The sequence below is a fragment of the Actinomadura gamaensis genome, assembly GCF_042652125.1.
In the GTDB taxonomy this organism is placed as follows: Bacteria; Actinomycetota; Actinomycetes; order Streptosporangiales; family Streptosporangiaceae; genus Spirillospora; species Spirillospora gamaensis.
The window spans coordinates 1-532 of sequence record NZ_JBHSIT010000045.1; the positions used below are offsets into that span (position 1 = coordinate 1).

The following is a 532-nucleotide window of genomic DNA, read 5'->3' on the forward strand; positions in this document are numbered from 1 at the left end:
GAAGCCCGTGGCCCAACCCGTAAGGGGGGGAGCGGTCGAAGGTGGGGCCGGCGATTGGGACGAAGTCGTAACAAGGTAGCCGTACCGGAAGGTGCGGCTGGATCACCTCCTTTCTAAGGAGCATCAACTGGCCACATCGTCTCCCCCTGGGGAGGGTGTGGTCGGTGGTCATCATCAGCGGCGAGTGTTCGCTGGGTGGCTGCTCATAGATGTGGAGCACTGGTTATTCAGTCCGCTGGTCATGCGGGCCTGCAAGTACCGCCCCGTTGAGGGGAGTGGGAACGGGGGTTTCGGATGACGAGCTGGCTGGACACGCTGTTGGGTCCTGAGGAAACGGACGTTGAGTCCGGTCCTCTTGGATCGCGGGACCAGATGTCGGCCGGGTGAGCATTCACCTGGCCGCGCTGGTGGGCCCGGTTGTTTTTTGAGAACTACACAGTGGACGCGAGCATCTCTGAACGAGACTCCTTTGTGAGTTTTGTTCTCTGTTGCGATTTGTTTGATCGTTTCGTGTGTTCAAGTTTTTAAGGGC

Annotated in this window: 1 rRNA gene; it reads left to right on the forward strand. The window is 59.0% G+C overall.

The features are described 5' to 3' along the window. A 16S ribosomal RNA gene (locus ACFPCY_RS43085) occupies positions 1-113 on the forward strand; the annotation flags it as partial. Positions 114-532 lie beyond the last annotated feature (419 nt).